Origin of the sequence: Enterobacter sp. N18-03635, from assembly GCF_004006055.1 — a bacterium.
Taxonomy (GTDB): Bacteria; Pseudomonadota; Gammaproteobacteria; order Enterobacterales; family Enterobacteriaceae; genus Enterobacter; species Enterobacter vonholyi.
The window spans coordinates 158,134-182,094 of the sequence record NZ_CP034769.1 but is presented as its reverse complement, the minus strand read 5'-3'; the positions used below and the strand labels follow the sequence as shown (position 1 = coordinate 182,094).

20 protein-coding genes and 1 pseudogene are annotated in these 23,961 nt (G+C 54.5%); 10 read left to right on the top strand and 11 right to left on the bottom strand.

The genetic code is table 11. The features are described 5' to 3' along the window. The first annotated feature begins 8 nt into the window (after positions 1 to 8). The 3 genes from ELK40_RS01570 to xylR are packed head-to-tail and all read left to right on the top strand — an operon-like array spanning position 9 to position 3,921. Entirely contained in the window at positions 9 to 1,550 is a 1,542-nt protein-coding gene (locus tag ELK40_RS01570) for a xylose ABC transporter ATP-binding protein (protein ID WP_127729170.1), read from the top strand. Continuing rightward, the gene (gene xylH / locus ELK40_RS01565) at positions 1,528 to 2,709 is read left to right on the top strand and encodes a xylose ABC transporter permease XylH (protein ID WP_127729167.1); all 1,182 of its coding nucleotides are present in this window, start codon (positions 1,528 to 1,530) and stop codon (positions 2,707 to 2,709) included. Before ELK40_RS01570 ends, xylH begins: the two co-directional genes overlap by 23 nt. Positions 2,710 to 2,742: 33 nt before the next feature. After that, entirely contained in the window at positions 2,743 to 3,921 is a 1,179-nt protein-coding gene (gene xylR / locus ELK40_RS01560; protein WP_021242460.1) for a D-xylose utilization transcriptional activator XylR, read from the top strand. A gap of 39 nt (positions 3,922 to 3,960) precedes the next feature. Here the strand turns inward: xylR and ELK40_RS01555 are convergent, their stop codons facing one another. Further along, positions 3,961 to 4,785: a protein bax gene (locus ELK40_RS01555; RefSeq protein WP_111964332.1), complete on the bottom strand. Its 825-nt coding sequence runs from the start codon at positions 4,783 to 4,785 to the stop codon at positions 3,961 to 3,963. A 314-nt stretch (positions 4,786 to 5,099) separates the two neighbouring features. Here ELK40_RS01555 and ELK40_RS01550 point away from each other — a divergent pair, with 314 nt between their 5' ends. The 5 genes from ELK40_RS01550 to ELK40_RS01530 all read left to right on the top strand — a co-directional run bounded on the left by ELK40_RS01550 (position 5,100) and on the right by ELK40_RS01530 (position 11,883). Then, positions 5,100 to 7,130 (top strand): alpha-amylase, encoded by a 2,031-nt coding sequence (locus ELK40_RS01550; RefSeq protein ID WP_127729165.1) that lies wholly within the window; start codon positions 5,100 to 5,102, stop codon positions 7,128 to 7,130. A 183-nt stretch (positions 7,131 to 7,313) separates the two neighbouring features. Then, positions 7,314 to 8,570: a valine--pyruvate transaminase gene (gene avtA / locus ELK40_RS01545; protein ID WP_127729163.1), complete on the top strand. Its 1,257-nt coding sequence runs from the start codon at positions 7,314 to 7,316 to the stop codon at positions 8,568 to 8,570. Positions 8,571 to 8,887: 317 nt separating this feature from the next. Further along, a complete protein-coding gene (locus ELK40_RS22670) occupies positions 8,888 to 9,208 on the top strand; it encodes a hypothetical protein (protein WP_164850609.1) in 321 nt (106 codons plus the stop codon). A 29-nt stretch (positions 9,209 to 9,237) separates the two neighbouring features. After that, positions 9,238 to 10,074 carry a collagen-like triple helix repeat-containing protein gene (locus tag ELK40_RS01535; protein ID WP_244599398.1) on the top strand — a complete coding sequence of 279 codons (837 nt, stop codon included), beginning with the start codon at positions 9,238 to 9,240 and terminating at the stop codon, positions 10,072 to 10,074. 90 nt (positions 10,075 to 10,164) lie between these two features. Continuing rightward, entirely contained in the window at positions 10,165 to 11,883 is a 1,719-nt protein-coding gene (locus ELK40_RS01530; protein ID WP_127729161.1) for a POTRA domain-containing protein, read from the top strand. Here ELK40_RS01530 and ELK40_RS01525 read toward each other — a convergent pair. Continuing rightward, positions 11,867 to 12,322, bottom strand: a complete 456-nt coding sequence (locus tag ELK40_RS01525; protein ID WP_127729159.1) for a 4Fe-4S dicluster domain-containing protein — start codon at positions 12,320 to 12,322, stop codon at positions 11,867 to 11,869. The genes ELK40_RS01530 and ELK40_RS01525 overlap by 17 nt on opposite strands. Before the next feature lie 93 nt (positions 12,323 to 12,415). After that, positions 12,416 to 12,823, bottom strand: a pseudogene (locus ELK40_RS22835) (helix-turn-helix domain-containing protein); the annotation flags it as partial. Positions 12,824 to 13,112: 289 nt separating this feature from the next. Between ELK40_RS22835 and ELK40_RS01515 the strand changes: the two are divergent. Next, positions 13,113 to 14,189, top strand: coding sequence for a type I restriction endonuclease (locus tag ELK40_RS01515; protein ID WP_115876680.1), 1,077 nt, complete (start codon positions 13,113 to 13,115; stop codon positions 14,187 to 14,189). On the opposite strand, the gene ELK40_RS22775 is transcribed toward ELK40_RS01515, so the two are convergent. Further along, a complete protein-coding gene (locus ELK40_RS22775; protein ID WP_115876681.1) occupies positions 14,178 to 14,378 on the bottom strand; it encodes a hypothetical protein in 201 nt (66 codons plus the stop codon). The genes ELK40_RS01515 and ELK40_RS22775 overlap by 12 nt on opposite strands. Before the next feature lie 289 nt (positions 14,379 to 14,667). Then, a complete protein-coding gene (locus ELK40_RS01510; protein ID WP_115876682.1) occupies positions 14,668 to 15,408 on the bottom strand; it encodes a MipA/OmpV family protein in 741 nt (246 codons plus the stop codon). A 117-nt stretch (positions 15,409 to 15,525) separates the two neighbouring features. Between ELK40_RS01510 and ELK40_RS01505 the strand changes: the two genes are divergently transcribed. Next, the gene (locus tag ELK40_RS01505) at positions 15,526 to 16,491 is read left to right on the top strand and encodes a LysR family transcriptional regulator (protein WP_111964325.1); all 966 of its coding nucleotides are present in this window, start codon (positions 15,526 to 15,528) and stop codon (positions 16,489 to 16,491) included. Here ELK40_RS01505 and aldB read toward each other — a convergent pair. The 6 genes from aldB to ELK40_RS01475 form a co-directional block, all read right to left on the bottom strand. Continuing rightward, positions 16,488 to 18,026, bottom strand: coding sequence for an aldehyde dehydrogenase AldB (gene aldB / locus ELK40_RS01500; protein ID WP_127729157.1), 1,539 nt, complete (start codon positions 18,024 to 18,026; stop codon positions 16,488 to 16,490). The genes ELK40_RS01505 and aldB overlap by 4 nt on opposite strands. Positions 18,027 to 18,112: 86 nt before the next feature. Further along, a complete protein-coding gene (gene selB / locus ELK40_RS01495) occupies positions 18,113 to 19,960 on the bottom strand; it encodes a selenocysteine-specific translation elongation factor (RefSeq protein WP_127729155.1) in 1,848 nt (615 codons plus the stop codon). Then, positions 19,957 to 21,342 (bottom strand): L-seryl-tRNA(Sec) selenium transferase, encoded by a 1,386-nt coding sequence (selA, locus tag ELK40_RS01490; RefSeq protein ID WP_127729153.1) that lies wholly within the window; start codon positions 21,340 to 21,342, stop codon positions 19,957 to 19,959. The genes selB and selA overlap by 4 nt, the downstream gene beginning before the upstream one ends. 103 nt (positions 21,343 to 21,445) lie before the next feature. Further along, positions 21,446 to 22,054 (bottom strand): glutathione S-transferase, encoded by a 609-nt coding sequence (locus tag ELK40_RS01485; RefSeq protein ID WP_111964321.1) that lies wholly within the window; start codon positions 22,052 to 22,054, stop codon positions 21,446 to 21,448. Between the two features lie 90 nt (positions 22,055 to 22,144). Continuing rightward, positions 22,145 to 23,281, bottom strand: a complete 1,137-nt coding sequence (locus ELK40_RS01480; protein WP_115876687.1) for an HlyD family secretion protein — start codon at positions 23,279 to 23,281, stop codon at positions 22,145 to 22,147. Positions 23,282 to 23,283: 2 nt separating this feature from the next. Next, positions 23,284 to 23,640 carry a DUF3302 domain-containing protein gene (locus tag ELK40_RS01475; RefSeq protein ID WP_111964320.1) on the bottom strand — a complete coding sequence of 119 codons (357 nt, stop codon included), beginning with the start codon at positions 23,638 to 23,640 and terminating at the stop codon, positions 23,284 to 23,286. Positions 23,641 to 23,961: the final 321 nt, after the last annotated feature.

Here is a 23,961-nt window from a genome sequence, read left to right as displayed (position 1 = left end):
GAGCAGTTATGCCTTATTTACTTGAAATGAAAAGCATCACCAAGCGCTTCGGCACGGTGAAAGCCGTCGATAACGTCAGCCTCCGGTTGAACCCCGGCGAAGTGGTTTCGCTGTGTGGCGAGAACGGCTCGGGCAAGTCGACGCTGATGAAAGTGCTGTGCGGGATCTACCCGCACGGCAGCTACGAAGGCGAAATCGTCTTTGCCGGTGAAGTTATCCAGGCGACACACATTCGTGATACCGAACGTAAAGGCATCGCCATCATCCACCAGGAGCTGGCGCTGGTGAAGCATCTCACCGTGCTGGAGAACATTTTCCTCGGGGCCGAAATTTCCCGCCACGGCGTGCTGGATTACGACACCATGACGCTCCGCTGTGAAAAGCTGCTGGCGCAGGTGAGCCTCAGCATTTCACCGGATACCCGCGTGGGCGACCTGGGCCTTGGGCAACAGCAGTTGGTCGAAATAGCGAAAGCGCTCAATAAACAGGTCAGGCTGCTGATCCTCGATGAGCCTACAGCCTCGCTCACCGAACAGGAAACCGCGGTTCTGCTCAATATCATCCGCGATCTGCAAAACCACGGCATCGCCTGCATCTACATTTCACACAAGCTGAACGAGGTTAAAGCCATTTCGGATACCATCTGCGTGATCCGCGACGGGCAGCACATCGGCACGCGTGAAGCCGCCGGGATGAGCGAAGATGACATCATCACCATGATGGTAGGGCGCGAGCTGACGGCGCTCTACCCGAATGAGCCTCACACCAAAGGTGATGAAGTGCTGCGCGTGGAAAACCTGACCGCGTGGCACCCCGTTAACCGCCACATCAGGCGCGTCAATAACGTCTCGTTTTCTCTGCACAGCGGCGAAATTCTCGGTATTGCCGGGTTAGTCGGCGCCGGGCGCACGGAGGCCGTACAGTGTCTTTTTGGCGTGTGGCCGGGGCGCTGGGAGGGCACGATTTATATCGACGGCCAGCCGGTGAAAATCGACAACTGCCAGCAGGCGATCGCCCGCGGCATTGCCATGGTGCCGGAAGATCGCAAAAAAGACGGCATCGTGCCGGTCATGGCGGTGGGAAAAAACATTACGCTGGCGGCGCTCGATCGCTTCTCCGGCACGCTGAGCAGCCTGGACGATGCCGCAGAGCAACAGTGCATCCTCCAGTCACTCGCCCGTCTGAAGGTCAAAACCTCCTCTCCGGAACTGGCGATTGGTCGCCTGAGCGGCGGCAACCAGCAAAAAGCCATTCTGGCGCGCTGCCTGCTGCTCAATCCACGCATATTAATCCTTGATGAACCGACGCGCGGGATTGATATCGGTGCCAAATATGAAATCTACAAACTGATTAATCAGCTTGTACAGCAAGGGATTGCCGTCATTGTCATTTCGTCTGAGTTACCCGAAGTGCTCGGCCTGAGCGACCGCGTGCTGGTCATGCATGAGGGGAAACTGAAAGCCAACCTGATTAACCAGAACCTGACGCAGGAGCAGGTGATGGAAGCCGCTTTAAGGAGCGAACGTCATGTCGAAAAGCAATCCGTCTGATATCAAAGTCGCCGTTCCGACGCCCGGTGCGTTCGCAGGGCTAAAAGCGCTGAACCTGCAGGTCTTCGTAATGATCGCGGCCATTATCGTCATCATGCTGTTCTTTACCTGGATGACCGATGGCTCGTACTTAAGCGCGCGAAACGTCTCCAACCTGCTCCGCCAGACCGCCATCACCGGCATCCTGGCCGTGGGCATGGTGTTCGTGATTATCTCCGCGGAGATCGATCTGTCGGTCGGGTCGATGATGGGACTTCTCGGCGGCGTGGCGGCGATTTTTGACGTATGGCTCGGCTGGCCTCTGCCGCTGACCGTAGCGGTCACGCTGGTGCTGGGTCTGGTTCTGGGGGCCTGGAACGGCTGGTGGGTAGCCTATCGTAAAGTGCCGTCGTTCATTGTCACCCTGGCGGGGATGCTGGCCTTCCGCGGGATCTTAATCGGCATCACTAACGGCACCACCGTCTCCCCGACCAGTGCAGCCATGTCGCAGATTGGCCAGAGTTACCTCTCAGATAGCGTGGGCTTTACCATCGGCGTGGTGGGATTGCTGGCGTTTGTCGCATGGCAGTGGCGTGGACGCATGCGCCGTCAGGCGTTGGGGCTCGCTTCTCCGGCGTCAACGTCGGTGGTGGGGCGTCAGGCGCTCACGGCGGTCATTGTGCTGGGCGCCATCTGGCTTTTAAACGACTATCGCGGTGTCCCGACACCCGTCCTGCTGCTGGCACTTTTACTGTTGGGCGGTATGTTTATGGCGACGCGCACCGCGTTTGGCCGCCGTATTTATGCCATCGGCGGCAACCTTGAGGCTGCTCGGCTTTCAGGTATTAACGTCGAACGCACCAAACTCGCGGTCTTCGCCATTAACGGCCTGATGGTCGCTATCGCCGGGCTGATCCTCAGCTCGCGTCTGGGCGCCGGCTCTCCCTCCGCCGGGAACATCGCCGAGCTGGATGCTATCGCCGCCTGCGTCATTGGCGGTACCAGCCTCGCAGGGGGTATCGGTAGCGTGGCGGGCGCGGTCATGGGGGCATTTATTATGGCGTCGTTGGATAACGGGATGAGTATGATGGACGTCCCGACGTTTTGGCAGTATATCGTCAAGGGGGCAATTCTTTTACTGGCAGTCTGGATGGATTCGGCCACCAAGCGACGGGCCTGATAACGGTATTGTGACTTAATTAGGAAGTGAGCCATGTTTGAAAAGCGTCACCGCATTACGTTGTTATTCAATGCCAACAAAGCCTACGACCGTCAGGTGGTGGAAGGAGTGGGTGAATATTTGCAGGCGTCGCAATCCGAATGGGATATTTTTATTGAAGAAGATTTCCGCACCCGTCTGGAGAACATCAAAGACTGGCTGGGCGATGGCGTCATCGCCGACTATGACGACCCCGTCATCGAACAGTTGCTGACCGACGTCGACGTTCCGATTGTGGGCGTCGGCGGCTCCTACCATTCGCCCGAACACTATCCTCCGGTTCACTATATTGCCACCGATAACCATGCCCTGGTCGAGGCCGCGTTTCTCCATTTAAAAGAGAAAGGCGTCCACCGCTTTGCGTTTTACGGCCTACCCGCCACCAGCGGCAAGCGCTGGGCCGTTGAGCGTGAACACGCGTTTTGCCAGCTGGTCGCGCAGGAGAAGTATCGCGGCGTGGTCTATCAGGGGCTGGAAACCGCGCCGGAAAACTGGCAGCACGCGCAAAACCGCCTCGCTGACTGGCTGCAAACGCTGCCGCCGCAAACCGGTATCATTGCCGTGACGGACGCGCGTGCGCGCCACGTGCTGCAGGTCTGCGAACACTTACATATTCCGGTGCCCGAAAAGCTGTGCGTGATTGGCATTGATAATGAAGAACTGACCCGCTATCTGTCCCGCGTGGCGCTTTCCTCCGTTGCCCAGGGCACTCGTCAGATGGGCTATCAGGCGGCGAAGCTGCTGCATCGCCTGCTCGATAAAGAATCACTGCCACTTCAGCGCCTGCTGGTGCCTCCTGTTCGCGTCGTAGAACGTCGTTCAACCGATTATCGCTCCTTAAGCGACCCGGCCGTTATTCAGGCCATGCACTATATTCGCAACCACGCCTGCAAAGGGATTAAGGTCGATCAGGTGCTGGATTCGGTGGGTATTTCGCGTTCGAATCTGGAGAAGCGTTTTAAAGAAGAGGTGGGCGAAACTATTCATGCCGTCATCCATGCTGAAAAGCTGGAGAAAGCACGCAGCCTGCTCATCTCCACATCGCTGTCGATCAACGAAATCTCGCAGATGTGCGGTTACCCGTCGCTGCAATATTTTTATTCGGTGTTTCGCAAAGAGTATGACACCACGCCGAAAGAGTATCGGGATCGCCACAGCGAGGTGCTGATCTAGAAAAGAAAACGCCTTCCAGTGGAAGGCGTTTTTTTGCGATTACATATGGGCGGCGATTAAGCGCTGGTTATCCTGGTACATAGCAAACAGATAGTTGTTATAGCTCTGTCCCTTCGTCGAATACCCTTTCAGTTTGTGGATCATCGTACTGGCCGTCACTTCCTGGTCCGCTTTACGCAGCTGAGCGCGTGATTTCCGGAACGATGAGTAGGCCGGGTGCGTGTTCAGATTCACCACATAGGCGCTAACGGAATCTTTCACGGATTCAAACTGCGAATAGCCTTTCACCTTGCCCGGCGCATTAGTACAACGGCCTTTCACGCATTTCATGCCGAAAAGGTTGTTGTTGCTACGCGCAAGCTTAGAAGTCCCCCAGCCGCTTTCGGCTGCAGCCATGGTCGCAACCATACTGCCTGGGATGATATCCACACGCTCAAGGAGAGCATTCCACGGCACACGACGCGTGTTACCGTTCCAGCTCAGCTTGTAGCGCTTGGTGATATCCTTCAGACGCGCGCGCTCGGATGGCGACCAGCGGCTATCGTACTGTTTGGAAATCAGCCAGTTACGATCCGCAGTAATCGCGGCATTTTGACTCGTGATGTAAGGCATTACCGTCCGGAGAAACGCTTTTTTCCTTGGTGTTCCGGAAGGGTATTTTCGCAAATCAGGAAGTGAACTACTCTTTGCACTATTGCGAGAATACTCTTGTTTACTGCTAACCTTACTACTTGTCGTCTTTATTACGTGGGCTTTCTTACTCGTTGTATCCGTGTGCGTCTTCGCAAGCACCTCACCCGAAAATGCCGTGGTGAGTAACATGAGTATCGCAGCCCCATATCGTCGAATGGGAGTCGATATCATTAGGTCTCCTGGTCGGATGTAATCATCCTAACACCTTATTTTTTTCACAAATTTGAGAGCGGAATCTCAAATCATATCAAAAATAGACTTCAAGAGCACGTATAGAAATAGTCCAATTCCGAAACTATGTCACCTGAAACTTGCTCATAAAAACATCATTCCACAAAAACTGTGTGCGCTATCGCAGATAACTGCCTAATTTTGCGCGAGATCACTCATCCTCACGCATCCTCCTGGCGGAAAGCGACAGGGGATGAGTTTTTGCCCCTTGTCTGATGGCACACTGGTCAAAAATGCCGCGACAGGAAAAAGGAATGAAACGTACCGCATTAGCCTTTCTGATGTTACCCGCACTGGCGCATGCCGACTGGTCATCGCCAGGGTTTAGCGCATTTAGCGCCGAAGGCACCGGGGTCTTCACCAGCCAGGCAAAGCTTGCGAAGGGTACGCGTCCTCTTACGCTGAGTTTTGACAAGACGTGCTGGCAGCCTACAGGCGCGATAAAACTCAATGAGATGCTGTCGCTCAAGCCCTGTGACGGCACGCCGCCGCAGTGGCGCCTTTTCCGCGACGGTGAATACCAGATACGGATTGATACCCGCTCCGGCACGCCCACCCTGCTGCTGACGATTCTGAGCGCCGCAGAACAGCCGGTTGCAAACGTCATCCGTCAGTGTCCGAAGTGGGACGGTAAGCCGCTGACGCTGGACGTCAGCCATACCTTCCCGGAAGGCTCCGTCGTGCGCGACTACTACAGTAAACAGACGGCGACGGTGCAGAATGGAAACATCACTCTGCAGCCAGCCGTCAACAGTAACGGCCTGCTGCTGCTTGAGCGCGCCGAAACCGACAGGCCTGCGCCGTTTAGCTGGCAAAATGCCACCGTCTATTTTGTGCTGACCGACCGCTATGCGAATGGTGACCCGGGTAACGACAACAGCTACGGTCGCCATAAAGACGGCATGCAGGAGATTGGCACCTTCCACGGTGGTGACCTCAAGGGACTCGCCGGCAAGCTCGACTACCTGCAGCAGCTGGGAGTGAACGCGCTCTGGATAAGCTCCCCGCTTGAGCAGATCCACGGCTGGGTCGGCGGTGGCACCAAAGGAGATTTTCCTCACTACGCCTATCACGGCTACTACACCCAGGACTGGACAAAACTCGACGCCAACATGGGCACCGAAGATGATTTACGCCATCTTGTCGACGAAGCGCACAAGCGCGGGATCCGCATTCTGTTCGATATCGTTATGAACCACGCTGGCTATGCCACGCTTGCAGACATGCAGGAGTATCAGTTTGGAGCCCTGTACCTGCAGGGGGACGAGCTGAAAAAGACGCTGGGAGAACGCTGGACGGACTGGAAGCCGGGCGCGGGACAAAGCTGGCATAGCTTCAACGACTACATCAACTTCAGCGACAAGGCCGCATGGGAAAAATGGTGGGGTAAGAAATGGATCCGTACCGACATCGGTGATTACGATAATCCCGGCTTCGACGATTTAACGATGTCGCTGGCGTTCTTGCCCGACCTGAAAACGGAATCCACCGTCCCTTCCGGGTTACCCAATTTCTATCAACACAAGCCCGATACCCACGCGAAAGCTATTCCGGGCTATACCCCGCGCGACTACCTGACCCACTGGCTCAGCCAGTGGGTGCGTGACTACGGCATCGACGGTTTCCGGGTGGATACCGCAAAACACGTTGAGCTTGCGGCCTGGCAACAGCTGAAAGACCAGGCAAGCCAGGCGCTGGCTGCCTGGAAAGGCGCTCACCCGGATAAAAAGCTCGATAGTGCACCGTTCTGGATGACCGGGGAATCCTGGGGCCACGGCGTCATGCAGAGCGATTATTACCGCCATGGTTTTGACGCGATGATTAACTTTGATTATCAGGAGCAGGCGGCAAAAGCGGTGGATTGTCTGGCCGATATGGATCTCACCTGGCAGCAGATGGCGGAGAAGCTGCAAAGCTTCAACGTGCTGAGCTATCTCTCATCCCACGATACGCGCCTGTTCCGCGAAGGGGGCCCGCGCGCGGCGGAGCTGCTTCTGCTCGCACCGGGCAGCGTGCAAATCTATTACGGGGATGAGTCCGAGCGCCCATTCGGGCCGACAGGCTCCGACCCGCTGCAGGGCACCCGCTCGGATATGAACTGGCAGGACGTCACGGGCAAGCAGGCCTTAACCGTCGCCCACTGGCAAACGCTGGGTCAGTTCCGCGCCCGCCACCCGGCGATTGGTGAAGGCAAACAAACCACGCTGTCGCTGAAAGAGGGGTATGGCTTCGTACGTGAACATGATGGCGATAAGGTGATGGTCGTCTGGGCGGGGAATCAGTAGATCATACCCCTCACCCTAACCCTCTCCCCATGGGGAGAGGGGAGGAGCTCCAGAACTATTCACTACACAAACCCACTCCCGCCCTATAAAACAACAAATCCGACCACACTACCCGATTTGCACCAACACGGTGCTAGCGTTATGGTTACCCACTTTCAAAATAAGCTCGACAGATCACCTGCTATGACGTTTTCACTTTTCGGCGACAAATTTACCCGCCATTCAGGCATTACTCGCCTGATGGAGGACCTCAACGACGGGCTGCGCACACCGGGCGCAATCATGCTCGGCGGCGGAAACCCGGCTCAAATCCCGGAGATGAATACCTATTTCCAGACCCTGCTCGCTCAGATGCTGGAAAGCGGCAAAGCAACCGATGCGCTTTGCAATTACGACGGCCCGCAGGGTAAAACCGAACTGCTGGCACTCCTCGCCGAAATGCTGCGTGACGAGCTGGGCTGGGATATCGAACCACAGAATATTGCACTGACTAACGGCAGCCAGAGCGCATTTTTCTACTTGTTTAACCTGTTCGCAGGGCGTCGCGCCGACGGCACCACCAAAAAAGTGCTGTTCCCGCTGGCGCCGGAGTATATCGGCTATGCCGATTCCGGCCTGGAAGAGGATCTGTTCGTCTCCGCGCGCCCGAACATCGAGCTGCTGCCGGAAGGCCAGTTCAAATATCACGTCGATTTTGAACACCTGCATATTGGTGAAGAGACGGGCATGATCTGCGTATCGCGCCCGACTAACCCAACGGGCAATGTGATCACCGATGACGAACTGATGAAGCTGGATGCACTGGCAAATCAGCACGGCATTCCGCTGGTAATCGATAACGCCTACGGCGTACCGTTCCCGGGCATTATCTTCAGCGAAGCACGTCCGCTGTGGAACCCGAACATTGTCCTGTGCATGAGCCTCTCTAAGCTGGGACTGCCGGGCAGCCGCTGCGGCATCATCATCGCCAATGAAAAAATCATCACCGCCATTACCAATATGAACGGTATTATCAGCCTTTCACCGGGCGGCATTGGCCCGGCGATGATGTGCGAGATGATTAAACGCAAGGACCTGCTGCGTCTGTCGAATGACGTGATTAAGCCTTTCTATTACCAGCGAGTTCAGGAAACAATCGCAACAATTCGCCGCTATTTGCCGGAAGAACGCTGCCTGATCCACAAGCCTGAAGGAGCGATTTTCCTGTGGCTGTGGTTTAAGGATTTGCCTATCACTACCGAACTGCTCTACCAGCGCCTTAAAAAGCGCGGGGTGCTGATGGTTCCGGGCGATTATTTCTTCCCGGGACTGGATAAGCCGTGGCCGCATACCCATCAGTGCATGCGCATGAACTACGTCCCCGACCCGGAAAAAATCGAAGCGGGGGTTAAAATTCTCGCCGAAGAAATCGAAAAAGCCTGGCTCGAAGGCAATTGTTAAATAATAAGGCTCTTCAAATGAAGAGCCTTATTTTTCCGCGATCTGAATCTTACAATAAGGATATATCCTGTAGCGTTTCATTTATCATCCTCATTGAGTTTTCTTAGGAATATTCCTTTAATTTACGCCCACTAACTACTCCCTCAATAATTAAGCACTGATTAAACACCCTAACTTATTGTTATTTTAAATAACCACCTACACCGAAGAAAAATACCTTCTTCAGCCACTTTCATGCATATTTAAAAATACTGCATATACTCACTAATACGCCGCTCGGCGTTCTTTTGCGTGGAGTATTCATATGCTACCTAATAATGTTAGTCGCATCAGCGCTATTGCTGTTGCGGTACTGCTCGCGTTCTCTCTTTCTGCCTGTAGTGGAAGCGGTGGCGGATCTCACTCAACGGCCAAAAATAACCCTGCAACGGGAAGCAGCAGCGGCTCAGATGATGGAAGTGGCACAACCGCGAGCAATGGCGGTTCGAGCAGCAACGGAACGGGTTCGGGTACCGGGACAGGCGCTGGTGGCGGAACGGGTTCTGGTTCTGGTTCTGGTTCTGGCTCAGGCTCAGGCTCAGGCTCAGGCTCAGGCTCAGGCTCAGGGGGCAGTGGAGGAACAACTACCTCAGGCGTAAATACGATACTGGGTGATGCAGGTAAAACCGTGACCAGCGTCGGATCCACTGTGGATGGCCTCGGAAGCCAGCTTCCAACAAATAATCCCGTCACATCAACCGTTTCAACCACCGTCAGCGGTGTTGGCAGTGCCGTGTCCACCGTGGGGACAGGCGTCACGACTGGCGTTGGCGATCCAAACAACCCGAACGGTGTGGGTACAACGGTTAAAGGCGTGACCACGTCGGTCACCTCCCTCGGCAATACCGTTTCAACGGTAGGCACGGGCCTGGCGAGTTCCACTTCCGGAACATCGGTCAGCGGCGTAACGGGCCTGACGGGCAGCGTGGTAAACAGTACCGGGCAACTGGTCAGTAACACCGGCACGGGTCTCACCAACACGGTAAGCAGCCCTGCAGTCACTCAGGTAACAACCGATACCACGACCCTGGCTAACAAGACGCTGGGCGGAGTACAAGGCGTGACGCAAACCGTAGGCACCACAACGGGTCTCGGCACACCGGTCAACGGTCTGCTGACCCAGGTGGGTGGCACCGTCAGCGGCGTAGGGACCAACATTAGCAGCAGCAATAGCGGGCTTAGCGGTGTCGGTCAGGTCGTTCAAAATGTCGGCCAGACGGTCACGGATAGCGGTACGCTAGTGAAACCCACATCAACCACCGGAGGCAGCGGCACAGGATCTCTGACGGCCGATGCCAATGTGACAGCCACAAACAATAGCCTGAGCACAACGGTCAATACCACCCTCAATACGCTGACTGCGGGTGTAACGGCCAATGCAGGCACAACCCAAAACACATCTACGTCAAACCCGATTAACGGGCTCAACACGCTAACGTCGAGCCTACTGACGCCAAAACAGTAATCCTTTTATTGCCTGTCTGCGCCCCTGGTTAAGGGGCGCTTTATTCAGCGACACTTACCCCAACCGGGGATGACGAACAGGGATTGCGCGATGAAACACCACTTCCTTTTTTCGCTGACGGGGCTGGTTGTGCTGAGCATGGCCCGCGCCGATACTCTGCCCTCTATTATTAACCCCGATAACCCGGCGCAAGTTTCTCGTAACGTTGCCCCCGAACAGACTGAAGCCGTTCAACAGCCGACCGTCAAAATAGAAAAACCGAAGTCAACGCTGACGCCTGAAACGCCCATTACCATTAATCACATTCAGTTTATTGGCGGCACGCGTTATCCCTTGAAGGAATTACTTCAGCCCTTCAGACCTTACGCCGGAAAAACCGTGCCGCTAAAAACGCTCACGGGGCTGGTAAACGATATTACGGCGCGCTACAAGGCTGACGGTTTTCCGCTCTCCTATGCCTGGCTGCCCGATAATAATTTCCAGCAGGGCAATATTAAAATTGTTCTGGTTGAAGGCTATGTCGCTCATAGCGACATCACCAGTAATAACCCCCACATCGCTGAACGTCTTAAACGTCTGTCCGAAAAAATCATGGCGGAAAAACCGCTGTCTCAGGATACGTTCGATCGCTACAGCCAGCTGATGACGCGCACCCCGAACGTTCCGGTTACGGCTAACGCGCAGCTGCCAACCAATATCTATGGCGCGGCGGCGATGCAAATCACCGGCAACCAGGAGCGGAGCTGGAATATCGCCTCGACGATCGATACCCGTAAAGGGCAAGATTTAATGATGCTGAACGGCACGCTCAGCAACATGACAAGCTATGGCGATCAGCTTGGCGTGGCCACGCTTGTGCCGTTAGATAGCAACACGCGAAAAAACTATGTCGGGCTCAACTGGCAGCAGTTTTTAAACGATGAAGGGCTGACGATGCAGCTCAAAGGCAGCTATTACCATGAAGAGCCGCGAGATTTTTCTCCCCTGCTCTCTTTGCCGAATAATATCAGCGTCGATTCGAAGCAAAAAACAACGCAATACAACGGCGGCGTGACGTTTGGCTATCCCCTGCTGCTGACGCAAAAATCACAAATTAATCTGACCAGCGGTTTTGATTACACCGACCGCCAGGATGATTATGCTCTGCAGGCCAGACTGCAGGGCAAAACCTATAGCCTTGACTCCGTCAATCAGCACGCGCGTTATCCCGCCCTGGAAGTCGGCATCAACGGTGCACATCAATTCACAACCGCCAGCATCAGCGGCCGACTTAACGTTCGTCAGGGTATTGATGCGATGGGTGCCGATATCGTCTCGGCCCCCAGGCCCGATATTAATTTTACGCTCACGAAAAGCTATCTGGACGCAGCCTGGCTGTTTGCCGATAAATGGCGGCTATCAACGTCCTGGGAGGGGGACTGGTCAAACAACACGTTGCCAGAACCCGAACGCGTTAGTTTCGGAGCCCAGCGGTTTGGCCGAGGATATCAGGACAGTGAAGCAAGCGGTGACTACGGCTACGGCGGGCAGGTAGAACTGCGCTATATCCAGATGCGAAAAGAGAGCACCTGGCTTGCCACTATCCAGCCCTACATCCTGGCCGATACCGCGCAAACCTGGTTTAACACCTCCGGCTTGCCTCATCAGCGGCTCGGGTCAGTGGCGGCCGGCGTGATGGTAGGCGATACCCGCCACTATAGCATCACGGTTGAGGCGGCAAGACCCGTCGGGGATGTTCCGACAGACAGTCGCAACAGAGACTGGCGCTACAGCCTGACGTTTACGTGGAATTTCAATAAAATGCAGTAAGCTTTTCAGCCCGAATACTGGCAGGATCAACGCAGCGCAGCGCGTGGGTTGGACAGGCCTCCACGCAGGCCGGTCCGCCTTCGCGCTGCACACATAAATCACATTTCAGCGCTTGTGGCCTGTTTCCCTCCAGCCGTACCTGCATCGCCCCAAACGGACAGGCGACCATGCAGCTTTTACAGCCAATACAGCGCGTCTGCTCAACAAGCCAGGCGCCCGCCATAAGGCAAATGGCATGGGTTGGGCAGACATTGGCACAGGGTGCGTCCTCGCACTGATGGCAACCCACCGCCGTAGTGTATGTATCCCCCTTCACAACCCGCAGGCGAGAGGTAAAAGCCTGTGCGGTGAAGTTGTCCTGATGCGCAACCGCACAGGCCACTTCACAGGTGCGGCACCCGATGCATTTTTCCGCATCCGCCATGATAAATCGGTTCATCTGTTACGCCTCGCGTGCATTAAAAGCGGGTACTGTATACATCATACATACCGCCAGATTCAGCGAAGGTGTTATGGGTCAAAGAGGATGCGCTCAGCCGGAATTGATATGCTCTTTACAGTACCGCCGTTTCCAGACAGCGGGTGTTAAGCCCGTATGCTTTGAAAATATCTGCCGAACATAGCCCACGTGATTAAAACAGCAGCGGTTTGCCACTTCGGTCAGCGAGGCAGAGCCATCCAGCTACGGTTTTCCGCTGCCCTGACTGAGGCGATGTATCGCCTCAGTCAGGGTTAAATGGAAAGTCCGGCGAAACACGCGCCCGAAGTAATCAATACTGCCGTGCAACGCTTTTGCTGGCTGCGACTTCGAAAGCGGTAAATGAAACTACGTGCGAATGAGCTGCTTCGTCTTCCACGCAATCGCCGCACCGGCCTGATCCGCGCTGTCTTCATACTCTTAAGAGAGCGACACCTGCTGTAAAATCATCTCCAGCGCCAGCCTTGCACGCTGACTCTTATTCCCTGGTTCAGTTGGGCAAATCGGGGAGAAGGAGAAATGCGGATCTGGGTGGATGGAACATAAACAAGAATAATATCACCTTTATGAATATATAATATTTTTATGGAGTTCGGTGATGCCGAGTTCCCTGATTATCATCGATTGAAAGACAATGTGATCTAACCCTCGATATTGTTTTTTTGCAGCCGTTCAGCTCAGACATACCATTGTCTGAGATGCCTTTTAGTGTTATTCCATAAAGACACACAGCTAAAAATAAGGATATCCCATGGAATTCACAGAAAGATTAAATGCCTTATCAAATAAAATAAGACAACAACTTGATGCAATTAATACTGAAGAAGCAACAAAAACTGCATTTGTAATGCCATTCATCCATAACGTTCTGGGTTATGATGTTTTTGATCCTTCAGAGGTGACACCTGAGTTTGTCTGTGATGTTGGTACAAAAAAAGGCGAGAAAATCGATTATGCCATAATGAAAAACAATGATGTGCAGATACTTATTGAATGTAAAAAAATTGGCGAACCATTAAATATAAATCATGCCTCGCAATTATTCAGGTATTTTCATGTAACAAACGCCAGAATTTCAATACTCACCAATGGACAAAATTATAAATTTTTCACAGATCTGGATGCCCCTAATAAAATGGATGAAAAACCATTTTTGGAAGTAGATCTTCTTGATATTGACGAAAATATCATACCTGAGTTAAAAAAAATAACTAAGTCTTCCTTTGATTTGGAATCAATTATCAATGCTGCTGGTGAATTAAAATATGTCAGCCAGATCAAAAAAATCCTGCACTCTCAACTAAATAATCCTGAAGATGACTTTGTGAAATTTTTTGCATCCCGAGTTTATGATGGGATTCTGACTCAAAAAGTCAGAGAGTCTTTTTTAAATTTGACCAAAAAAGCTGCAAGTCAGTACATAAATGATCAGGTTAATGAGCGCCTCAAGTCAGCTATTACGGGCATAACCCCAGCGATCATCGAAACTCCAAATGAATCATCACATATTGAGGAAGACGAACATAAAGATGAAAGCGACGTGGTTACAACGCTAGAGGAGCTCGAGGGATATCATATTGTTAAAGCAATCACCAGAGCGGTACTGGAGGCACCCCGTATAACTCATCGAGATACCAAAAGTTACTTTGGTGTTCTTGTAGATGACAACAACCGCAAACCTCTTTGCCGATTGCATTTTAATCGCACACAAAAATACATCGGACTTTTCGACATAGAAAAAAACGAAACGCGTCACCCTATAACGACAGTCGATGATATCTATTCCTTTGCTGATATGCTGAAAGCAACAGCAGCTCTATATAATTAATTTTTTACCCAGGCAGCACGCGACGTGCTGCCTCAGCCCGAAATACGCTTCGAAGTGCGCTATGAGCGCATCACGTGCATCCTTAAAAGCGTCGTACATGGAATCACCTGAAACAACAGCATGGAACGTCAGGGAAAAGCCGCTGGCGCTACCGTCTGAATCAGAATGAATGTAAGCCGGAAAAAACATAACGACTCCTGATATCCGTGCTTAATTCCCGCCTTTCGCCAAATACGGGCGAGAGTGCCAGATTTAATTTTCTTTAAGAATGATACACATGATGCACATCTTTATTGATGGCGCAGATCGCATTAGCGTATCAGGAACATTAATGAGGAAGTTTTTAAGGGAAAGGAAAATGGGAGTTCATTACAATCAAAAATGCCCGGCGGCGCTTCGCTCGCGCGGGCATACGTAAAACTGCGATGGCAGTTCAAGTAGGCCGGGTAAGGCGAACCTGCCACCCGGCTTTACCGCATCAGAAACGCCAGGTCAGGCCGGTCATCAGCGCGAAGCTGTCATCGCGGTCGATCATCGGGCTGTTCTTCACGTCGTCAGGCAACACGGTGTAAACCGCGCTGGCGTTGAGGTACAGATTCTGGGTTAACTGATATTTAGCCGCCATGCCAACGTATGGCGTCCAACTGTCGCCAGCGGTGTATTTATCCAGTCCGGAGCGGCGAGACTCGCTGCCGGATACGCCGTAGTAATAGTCGTTATAGCTTTCGTCGCTGTAGAAAACACCAACAGAAGGTGTCAGGGTCAGGCGCTCCATTTTGATCGGACGGAAGTACGATACCTCGCCCACCACGCCGCCGCTTTCATCCATCGCATCGCCAGAAACGGCCACTTTCAGCGACCCCCAGCTTTCGTGACGGTAGTACGCCCCACCGAGGAACGCAGATGCTTTACGCTCATCAAGCTGCTTCATCTGATGATCGTCGTTGTCATCAGGATCGAAATGCAGCGGCATCCACGTTGCGGTCAGGCTGAGTTCATTTTTTGCGTCTTTCCACAGGATCCATCCACCCGTGGTCTGGCGAACATAAAAGCGATCGCCTTCGTAGCTAATTAACGGTACTGCGGTAGTATTTTCGTTATAGCCTTTGTAAGGAGACTCATTAAATACAGCCCCCGCTCCAAGTGAAAAATCACCAGCCATGGCAGACGTTGATGCAAATAACGTGGCCGCGATGAGTAAATTGTATTTAATAGCCATTCTATGTAATCCATTTAAATGCCAAACAAGCGAGGCGCATAATAATGGTTACAAAATTGCCAATGCAACGCTGCGGTTTATATAATATTATATATAAAATCATATAGATGGGTGTGCATGATGAGTACATTACAGCTAAAACCACGCGAATTAAAAATTATCTCCGTCATTGCAGCCACCCACAGCATTGGTGATGCCGCCGCCCTGCTGGGCATGGCGCAGGCCAACGTCAGTAAATATCTGTCTGATTTTGAAACGCGGGTTGGACTCAAGGTTTTTGAGCGCACCACGCGCCAGCTTGCCCTGACCCAGTTTGGTGAAGCGTTGCTCCCTTACGTTAATGCAACACTGGATAAGAACAGCCAGCTTGTGAATTTCATTGCGGATTATAAGCACGAAAAGCGCGGAAAAGTGACGATCTATGCCCCAACCGGCATCGTGACCTACCTCGCGCGACACGTGATCCATCAGATAGAAGACATCGGTGACATTCGCATCTCTTTGAAAACCTACAATCTGGACCGGAATGAATTTTCAGAAGGCGTTTCCTTTCCGGATGACTGCGACATTTTAATTACTTATGCGCAGCCTAAAGACGAAAGTCTGGTTGCCAGCGTTCTGACACAATATTCCGTTACGGCCTTCGCAACCGTGGAGTATTTAAATAAACACCCCTTAACGGGACCGGAAGATTTAATTAATCACTCCTGTATTCTCATTGACTCCATGCTGGTTGATGATGCCAACATCTGGCGTTTCCGAGTGCATGGCAGTGATGACGTGCATGACTACCGGGTGACCGGTAATTATATTTGCGACAATACGCAGACGGCTCTGGAGCTGGCAAGAAATAATCTTGGGATTGTTTTTGCACCAAAAGAAAGTCTGAAAAAAGAATTAACGCAAGGGATGCTGGTCCCCTGCTTCCCGCATCAGGAAGAGTGGTGGCTCGATCTGACGGCCATCTTCCGCAAACGCGAATACCAGCCCTGGCGCGTGCAATACGTACTGGATGGCGTTCTGAACTGCCTGCGCCAGCAAATTGCTCAGGCCGTGCATGGACGGCCTGAGCTGGGTGATTAGAACAGCCCCAGCGGCTTATCGGAGTAGCTGACCAGCAAACATTTCGTCTGCTGATAATGCTCCAGCATCATCTTGTGGGTTTCACGCCCGATGCCCGATTGCTTATAACCGCCAAATGCCGCGTGCGCCGGATAGGCGTGGTAGCAGTTGGTCCAGACGCGCCCGGCCTGAATGCCTCTTCCCATTTTATAGGCCAGATTACCGTTGCGGCTCCAGACGCCTGCTCCCAGGCCATACGGCGTGTCGTTGGCAATCTCCAGCGCCTCCTCCATAGTTTTGAAGGTGGTCACGGCCAGTACCGGTCCGAAAATTTCTTCCTGGAAGACGCGCATGTTGTTTTGACCGAACAGGATCGTCGGCTCCAGATAATACCCGTCCTGCAGATCCCCACCGAGTACCTTACGACGCCCGCCGGTGAGAATATCCGCCCCCTCTTTCTTGCCGATGTCGATGTAGTTGAGGATAGTTTCCAGCTGTCCATGCGAGACCTGCGCCCCCATCTGCGTGGCGTTATCGAGCGGGTTACCGCTGCGGATAGACTCGACGCGGCGAATGGCCCGCTCCATAAAGCGCTCATAGATGGACTCCTGCACCAGCGCGCGGCTTGGGCAAGTGCAGACTTCGCCCTGGTTAAACGCAAACAGCGCAAACCCTTCCAGTACTTTATCGAAGAAGGCATCCTCTTCCTCCATTACGTCTGCGAAGAAGATGTTCGGGGATTTCCCGCCCAGCTCGAGGGTCACCGGGATAATGTTCTGCGTGGCGTACTGCATGATCTGCTGGCCCACCTCCGTCGACCCGGTAAACGCCACTTTGGCGATCCGTTTTGAGGTGGCCAGATATTCCCCTATCTCACCGCCCGCACCGTTGACCACGTTAATCACGCCCGGCGGCAGAAGATCGCCAACGATTTCCATCAGCAGCAGCACTGAGAGCGGAGTCAGACGCGCCGGTTTGAGCACAATGCAGTTTCCCGCCGCCAGCGCGGGCGCCATTTTCCAGCTCGCCATCAGCAGCGGGAAGTTCCACGGAATGATTTGCCCGACGACGCCCAGCGGTTCGTGGAAGTGATACGCCACGGTATCGCTGTCTACCTCGCTTATTCCTCCCTCCTGAGCGCGAATGCAGGAAGCAAAATAGCGGAAGTGGTCAATGGCCAGCGGCACGTCTGCCGCCATCGTTTCCCGTATCGGCTTGCCGTTATCCCAGGTTTCCGCCGTCGCCAGCAGCTCCAGATTCTGCTCCATCCGGTCGGCGATTTTGAACAGGATCGCCGCCCGGTCCTGCACGGAGGTGTGAGCCCATTTTTCTTTCGCTTTGTGCGCCGCATCCAGCGCCAGGTCTATATCACGCTTGCCGGAGCTGGCAATTTCGCACAGCGGCTGGCCGGTAACGGGAGTCAGGTTGGAATAGTATTCGCCGTCGACGGGAGCGACCCAGTCGCCGCCAATAAAGTTGTCATAACGAGGCTTCAGCTTGAGTGGAAAACCATACTCGCCGGGCTGGATACGCGATGAGGGAGGATTGTTTGTCATGTCCGTCTCCTTGCTGTTGGTGTACAACAAGGGTAGTTCCGGCTGGCGATTTTCTCGCCAACCGGTAACGGTGTTTACGACGGAGGTCACGGAGTTTCAGGAAATAATAACGAATCGCGCAACAGGTGATCGTTACCGCGACGGCGGGTAAAGCCGATGCGGTTGAAATACTCCAGAATCTGGATCGCCAGCTTGCGCCCCACGTTCAGCCGATCGCGGAAATCCGCTGCGCAGGTCGAGCCGCGCGCCTGATCCAGCTCGCGGATCAGGTTGGCAAACGCCACAATACGATCGTTACGGTAATAACGATCTTTCACGATCGCGACTATTAGTCCCTGCTGCGCCGCATGGCGCAATACCTGACGCATTAGCTGTTCGTCGGTGTTGGTTTCGCGAGCCAGATCGCGAACCCACCACGGCTCATCGCCAAACAGCGGGGCTACTTTTTGCCATATCGCCTCCTGCTCTGCGGTGAATCCGGCCTTGTGATCCGGCAGGTGCAGCCAGCCGTGGTGGCTTTTAATCGCCCCGCTTTCGCGCATGTTTTCAATCAGCAGCAGCACCAGCGCATCGTCTTCCATCGGCAGCGCCATACGCCGCAGACGCTCACGGCCCGGGCCAGGCTCGTCCTGATGCTGTTCGTGGTAAGTCGCAAGCGTGTTCAGTATCTTACGCTGCCATTGCGCAGCAACCGGGGTATTGAGCAGGCTGTCTCCGGCCTGAATAAAGCCCGGCTCCTGGGTCAGTTGGCGTAAGCCTTCCCCGCTCAGCTGGCGTGCCCATGCAAAATCACGCAGGCTCACCGCTCCGCGATCGAGGTGCACCCGCAGCGCGGCGTTATCATCGCTGGCCTGCGCCAGCGCGGCCAGCCACTGCAGATATTCCGGCTTACGCTTGCCGCGTCGGGGTGGGTTAAGCGCCACCACGCGCACCCCGGCCAGCGTTTCCCTTGCAGAAATGTCACGCAGAACCAGACGATCGTTGTCTGCCAGCCAGAGCGGTGAATCGAATACCAGCTCGGCGAGATCGTTTTCCAGCAGCGACACGCGCCCGGTGATATGGCTGGCCGCGTGGTGAATATGCAGCGGCTGCCATTGGGTCAGGGGCACGTTTGCCTGCAGGGAGACGATGACGCGTTCAGACGGTTCCGGCGGGGCATCGGCCAGCAGCCAGTCGCCGCGATTAAGTTGCTCTTTTTCCGCATCCCCGGCAATGTTCAGCGCGATCCGCTGCCCGGCGTGGGCGCGGTCTGCGGGCTGGTTTTGTGCGTGCAGCCCGCGCACGCGCATCGGTTTGTTCACGCCCGTCAGCCAGAGCGTATCACCGACGTTCACTTCGCCGCTCAGCGCCGTACCAGTCACCACAAGCCCCGCACCTTTTACGGTAAACGCCCGATCAATGGCCAGGCGGAAACGATGATGGCTGGCGTGGTCGCGTGATGAAAGCTGCTGTAAGTGGTGGCGAAGTTCGTCGATACCGCGCCCTTCCGTCGCCACGGTGACAAATAGCGGTGCATCGGAAAAACCATACTCCCGCAAGGTCGCCTGTACCGTTTCGCGCATCTCGCTGACGCGTGCGTCATCCACGCGATCGGCTTTGGTCAGCGCCACGGTCAGCTGCGGGTTACCGGTCAGCTGCAGGATCGCCAGGTGCTCGCGGGTTTGCGCCATCACGCCGTCATCGCAGGCCACCACCAGCAGGGCATGATCGATGCCGCCCACGCCCGCCAGCATGTTGGACAGAAACTTTTCATGCCCCGGCACATCAATAAAGCCCAGCACGCGGCCATCAGGCTGGGGCCAGTAGGCATAGCCCAGATCGATGGTCATGCCGCGCTTTTTCTCTTCCGGCAGGCGATCGGCGTTTACGCCGGTAATGGCCTGCAGTAACGTGGTTTTTCCGTGGTCAACGTGACCGGCGGTGGCAATAATCATTTCAACAACATCTCCAGAAATCGCTCTTCATCTTCAAGGCAGCGCAAATCCAGCCACATTCGGCCATCGTAAATCCGCCCGATAACCGGCGTCGAGAGACCGCGCCAGCGCGACGACAGGGCTTCCAGATGGCCGCCGCGCCCGTCACGCGGCGTGAACGTCAGCGCTTCACTCGGCAGCCTGTCCACCGGCAGCGAACCGCTGCCAATCTGCGACTGGCAGGGCTCAATGCGAACGTCAAAATCGGGGTAGTGCGCGGCGACGCGCGGCAGCAGAAGTTCAGCCTGGGCGCGAATCGAGGCGGCATCACGGGTTAACAGACGCAGCGTGGGCAGGCGGTCGGCCAGTTTTTCCGGGTGGAGATAGAGCCGCAGCGTCGCCTCCAGCGCGGCAAGCGTCATTTTATCGGCGCGCAGGGCGCGCTTGAGCGGATGCTGCTGCAGCTGCGCAATCAGCTCGCGCTTGCCGACGATAATCCCGGCCTGCGGCCCGCCCAGCAGTTTGTCGCCGGAAAAGCTGACCAGGCTAACGCCCGCCGCAATCATCTCCTGCGGCATCGGCTCTTTTGGCAGCCCGTACAGGCTCAGATCCACCAGCGAGCCGCTGCCGAGATCGGCAATCACCGGTATGTTCAGTTCGCGCCCAATCGCCGCCAGCTCCGCCTCTTCAACCGTTTTGGTGAAGCCTTCAATATGATAATTGCTGGTGTGGACCTTCATCAGCAGGGCAGTATTTTCATTCACTGCCGCGCGATAGTCTTTCGCATGGGTACGGTTGGTGGTGCCCACTTCATGCAGCGTACAGCCCGCCTGGCGCATCACGTCCGGAATACGAAATGCCCCGCCAATCTCCACCAGCTCGCCGCGGGACACCACTACCTCTTTGTCGCTGGCGGTGGCCGCCAGCATCAGCAGCACCGCTGCGGCGTTGTTATTCACAATGCAGGCATCTTCCGCACCGGTCAGCTGGCACAGCAGCTCCGCCAGCGCGTGGTCGCGATGCCCGCGTCCGGCGCCGTCCAGATCGTACTCCAGCGTTACAGGCGCTTGCATGGCCTGCACGACGGCGGCAACGGCCTCTTCCGCCTGCTGGGCTCGCCCGAGGTTGGTATGCAGTACGGTACCGGTCAGGTTAATCACCGAGCGTAATGCGCTTTGCGCCTTCTCATCCAGCCGCTGTTCAACTTCCTGCTCCCACGCACTGCACCAGTCGGGCAAGGCGTTTTCTGCCTGAATCGCGCAGCGGGCTTCGTCCTGAAGCAGGCGTAACATTTCCACCGTCGCGGTATGGCCGAAGCGCTCAACAACAGCATGAATGCGGGGCTCGCGAAGGAGACGGTCGGTAGCGGGGATCTGGCTGTACAGCGAACGATGAGTAGTCATGAAAGCGCCTGGCGAATAAATATCTTCCCCCCTCCCGACGGGAGAGGGAGTTAACATGTAGAGGGATTGTACCGCCTCCGACGCCGAAGTGTTATAACCCGCGTCAAGCCTTTGGCGGTTCTGTACGGGCAAAGCTCTCGCGGCTAAACAGCGTGTCTGCAAGCTTCACCAGCAGCGGACGGTCGACGCACCAGCCCGGGGAGACGTGGCGGAAGTTGAGATAGCCAATCGCGCAGGCGATGGCGATGGTCCCCAGGTTCAGGCTGTCGGTGTCGATCTTTCCCTCCCGGATAAGCTGTTCACACCTGTCCAGGCTGCGGCTGATTTTTTCCCGTTGGCGTAACAGTTCCGTTTCCGACTGCTGGGCAGCGGGCCTTGCCTGTTCCCGTACGGAGGTTAATGCCGCATCCATAATACCGTCGGCCAGGGCTTCAATTTGCTTCACCGCCAGCGCCGCTTTTGGGTCAGCCGGCAGCATTGCCGGGGCAACGCCCAGCAGCTCGATATACTCCGCAATAATCGGGGAATCAAACCAGTATTCGCCCTCGTCCGTGACCAGCGCTGGCACTTTTCCCAGCGGGTTGTACTGCGCGACGCCGTTTTCCGCGTTGTAGGGCTGTTCATTCACGAATTCAAATTCAATCCCCTTCTCCAGCAGGAGAATCGAGATTTTTCGCACGAAGGGACTGGTATAGCTGCCGATGAGTTTCATTGCCTGATCCTTGATGCCGGAAAAAAGTCAGTATGGATCAAGCGATGAAAAAAGGGCAGGTCTGCATGTCGCATTCCTGCCCTGGAAGGATTAGTGATCGAGGTAGAGGTAGTGCATCCAGCTGGTCATACGCAGCAGTACTTTACGCATAACCGAGACGTGGGCGAAGTGGTCCGAATAGACCGCCACCTGGGCATAGATACCGTCCGGCAGGGCATCGACTTCGGCGTTGGGTTCCAGCTCAATAAGTGCCTGAACGCCGTCCGTTCCAGGCACCACCGTCAGCGACTGCAGCGCGCCCTGCGCCTGATAGGTTCCCCCCGGCACCACCGGCAGAATACTGGTGAGCTTCCCGGAGAACACCTGGCCCGGCAGCGCGTTAAACACTACTTCCGCTTCATCGCCCGGCTTCAGACGCAGCAGCGAGTTCTGGCGGAACTGGGCCACAATCTGACGCTTCTGTTCAGGGATAAAGACCATCACCGGACGCAGAGGCAGCGCGGCGGCATAGGTCCCCGGACGTATCAGCACCTGGGTGATGTAACCATCGCTCGGCGCACGCACCACGGTCTGGTCCAGGTTGTATTTGGCTTCGGCAAGCTGGGCGCGTAACGACGCAATCTGCGACTGCTCGCCGTTCACCATGCTGTCTAACTGGCTTTGGATCTGCACCTGTTCAGCCACGGAGCCTTTCACCAGCGCATCCTGCGCCAGATAGTTCTGCCGCGCGTTGTCGATATCGCTTTCAGAGAACGGATTCACCTTTGCCTGGCTGCCTTTCAGGTAGCGCTGATAATCTTTATAGAGGCGATCGCGTTCAGCGGAGACGCGCGTGGTATTGGCAACGGCTTCCGCCAGCTGCGCTTTCAGATTATCGATATTGTGCGTCGCGGTCACCAGGTCGGCCTGAAGCCTGTCGACCCGCGCCTGATAGCGGCCTGGATCCAGTTTAAATAACACTTCGCCTTTTTTAATTAGCTGGTTATTTTTATCGGTCACTTCGCTGACCACACCGGTCACCTGCGGCGTGATTGGAATAGAAATAACCGCTTTTTGCGCCGTAAACGTATACGGGTGGTTATAGTTCATTAGCAGAATAAGTCCGGCAACAATAAATACGCCGCCTAATGTTGCGGTGGCAAGCGTCCACTGGTTGACCGGAATTCGAAATATTTTAAAGATGGCCCAGGCAAATGCCACGTAGGTCAAAATAATCAACAGATCCATGATTAGCGCTCCAGCGTGGTCTTATCAGCAGCGGGCTTTACCGCGGCCAGCTTTTGTTCTAATTCGGCCACGCGTTTTGCAAGCGCATCCATGCCCGGGACCTCATCAGGCTTTGTGATGTGGTTTTGCATGCCCCAGCCGCGATCTTCACGGTACAGCGTGGCCCAAATCCACAGGAATGGCCAGATGGCATGAAGCGTAAACAGGCTAATCCAGCCTGCCGTATGAATGGCATCGGCATGCGGGTGGTTACGCTTTTTGGCCATATTATAAGGGATGTCATGGATAGCGATGATTCCATAAAAGAGAACCAGAAATACAAAAATCAATACGCCCAGCGCAAAATAGTTGAGAAACATATTCTCCTCACTTAAACAACGTCAACTCATTAAATTAATAAAACGGTACGCAACCTAATTAATTTTTTATAAACACGGGGTTGTGCTTATTATTTCCGAGCCGGGGAGTATGGGTTTTTATAATATCTCCATGCAAGTTTATAAGCGTGTCAAAATATATCCTGAATAATAATAGACTTAACCTTACAATATGAGCGTAATCCACCTTTTAACTTTTCGCCATACCACACATCAAAAGTGGTTTTTTGGCTTATCGTGTCGTGCCATATCATCCTGGCGCTGAAACGCGAAGCAGAGTTTGCCGTCGATCACAGCCGGAGA

What these genes read in the sequence shown, in the direction of transcription:
- ELK40_RS01570 (WP_127729170.1), top strand. Translation starts at nt 9, where the DNA reads ATGCCTTATTTACTTGAAATGAAAAGCATCACCAAGCGCTTCGGCACG.
- xylH (WP_127729167.1), top strand. Translation starts at nt 1,528, where the DNA reads ATGTCGAAAAGCAATCCGTCTGATATCAAAGTCGCCGTTCCGACGCCC.
- xylR (WP_021242460.1), top strand. Translation starts at nt 2,743, where the DNA reads ATGTTTGAAAAGCGTCACCGCATTACGTTGTTATTCAATGCCAACAAA.
- ELK40_RS01555 (WP_111964332.1), bottom strand. Translation starts at nt 4,785, where the DNA reads ATGATATCGACTCCCATTCGACGATATGGGGCTGCGATACTCATGTTA.
- ELK40_RS01550 (WP_127729165.1), top strand. Translation starts at nt 5,100, where the DNA reads ATGAAACGTACCGCATTAGCCTTTCTGATGTTACCCGCACTGGCGCAT.
- avtA (WP_127729163.1), top strand. Translation starts at nt 7,314, where the DNA reads ATGACGTTTTCACTTTTCGGCGACAAATTTACCCGCCATTCAGGCATT.
- ELK40_RS22670 (WP_164850609.1), top strand. Translation starts at nt 8,888, where the DNA reads ATGTTAGTCGCATCAGCGCTATTGCTGTTGCGGTACTGCTCGCGTTCT.
- ELK40_RS01530 (WP_127729161.1), top strand. Translation starts at nt 10,165, where the DNA reads ATGAAACACCACTTCCTTTTTTCGCTGACGGGGCTGGTTGTGCTGAGC.
- ELK40_RS01525 (WP_127729159.1), bottom strand. Translation starts at nt 12,322, where the DNA reads ATGAACCGATTTATCATGGCGGATGCGGAAAAATGCATCGGGTGCCGC.
- ELK40_RS01515 (WP_115876680.1), top strand. Translation starts at nt 13,113, where the DNA reads ATGGAATTCACAGAAAGATTAAATGCCTTATCAAATAAAATAAGACAA.
- ELK40_RS22775 (WP_115876681.1), bottom strand. Translation starts at nt 14,378, where the DNA reads ATGTTTTTTCCGGCTTACATTCATTCTGATTCAGACGGTAGCGCCAGC.
- ELK40_RS01510 (WP_115876682.1), bottom strand. Translation starts at nt 15,408, where the DNA reads ATGGCTATTAAATACAATTTACTCATCGCGGCCACGTTATTTGCATCA.
- ELK40_RS01505 (WP_111964325.1), top strand. Translation starts at nt 15,526, where the DNA reads ATGATGAGTACATTACAGCTAAAACCACGCGAATTAAAAATTATCTCC.
- aldB (WP_127729157.1), bottom strand. Translation starts at nt 18,026, where the DNA reads ATGACAAACAATCCTCCCTCATCGCGTATCCAGCCCGGCGAGTATGGT.
- selB (WP_127729155.1), bottom strand. Translation starts at nt 19,960, where the DNA reads ATGATTATTGCCACCGCCGGTCACGTTGACCACGGAAAAACCACGTTA.
- selA (WP_127729153.1), bottom strand. Translation starts at nt 21,342, where the DNA reads ATGACTACTCATCGTTCGCTGTACAGCCAGATCCCCGCTACCGACCGT.
- ELK40_RS01485 (WP_111964321.1), bottom strand. Translation starts at nt 22,054, where the DNA reads ATGAAACTCATCGGCAGCTATACCAGTCCCTTCGTGCGAAAAATCTCG.
- ELK40_RS01480 (WP_115876687.1), bottom strand. Translation starts at nt 23,281, where the DNA reads ATGGATCTGTTGATTATTTTGACCTACGTGGCATTTGCCTGGGCCATC.
- ELK40_RS01475 (WP_111964320.1), bottom strand. Translation starts at nt 23,640, where the DNA reads ATGTTTCTCAACTATTTTGCGCTGGGCGTATTGATTTTTGTATTTCTG.